This window comes from Teichococcus wenyumeiae (assembly GCF_003696345.1).
Taxonomy (GTDB): Bacteria; Pseudomonadota; Alphaproteobacteria; order Acetobacterales; family Acetobacteraceae; genus Pseudoroseomonas; species Pseudoroseomonas wenyumeiae.
This window is the reverse complement of the sequence record NZ_RFLX01000180.1, coordinates 1-776: the sequence shown is the minus strand read 5'-3', so window position 1 is coordinate 776 and position 776 is coordinate 1. Positions and strand designations below refer to the sequence as shown.

1 protein-coding gene and 1 pseudogene are annotated in these 776 nt (G+C 68.2%); both read left to right on the top strand.

Annotated elements, in window-relative coordinates:
* Positions 1-85: 85 nt before the first annotated feature.
* A pseudogene (locus tag EBE87_RS30670) lies at positions 86-280 on the top strand (transposase); the annotation flags it as partial.
* A gap of 55 nt (positions 281-335) precedes the next feature.
* Positions 336-776: IS66 family transposase zinc-finger binding domain-containing protein (locus EBE87_RS30255; RefSeq protein ID WP_233553607.1), on the top strand; the 441-nt coding region annotated here is incomplete at its 3' end.

The following is a 776-nucleotide window of genomic DNA, read 5'->3' as shown; positions in this document are numbered from 1 at the left end:
GTAAGCGCGGCCTGAATGCCCTTCTTCCCGAGCGTGCCGATGCTGTGCTGCCTTGCCTTCAGGTGGGCAGCTTCGAGCCGACATTATGGTCGACGTTCATGATGACGCGAGCGGCCGCGGATATCGCCGCGTAGAGGTGCTGACGGGCCCTGGGCGCCGCCGCAGACGGTCGGAGGAAGCCAAGGCGCAGATTGTCGCGGAGACGCTTGCACCCGGCGCCGTCATCGCCGAGGTGGCGCGTCGTTGGCAGATCTGCTCGCAGCAGGTGTTCACCTGGCGGCGGGAGATGCGGCACAGCGCGCCTCCTTCGTTCGTGCTGATCGTGGCGGAGCCCAGTGTGGCGCCACGGGAGTCCACCCCATCGCCCTGCATCGAGATCCAACGCGCTGGCGGTCCGGAACGAGCAACTGCACCACCTGCTGCTGAAGCTGAAGCGGCGGCAGTTCGGGCAGAAGTCGGAGCGGCTGCCCGAAGACCATTTGCTGTTCGCGTTCGAGGAGATCGAGACCACGCTGGGGGCCAGCGAGGCCGAGGCGGGCCAGCGCTCGAAAAGCCTGAAAGAGCAGCAGGCGAAGCGCCGTCGCGGCAACCGTGGCCAGTTGCCGCCGCATCTGCCACACCTCGAGCAGGTGCTGCTGCCTGAGCGGGAGACCTGCCCCTGCTGCGATGGGCGGCTGGTCGAGATCGGTGCTGACAGCGCCGAGCGGCTCGACGTGCTGCCAGCGCAGTTCCGGGTGCTGGTCACCAGGCGGCCCAAGCTGGCCTGCCGCGCCTGT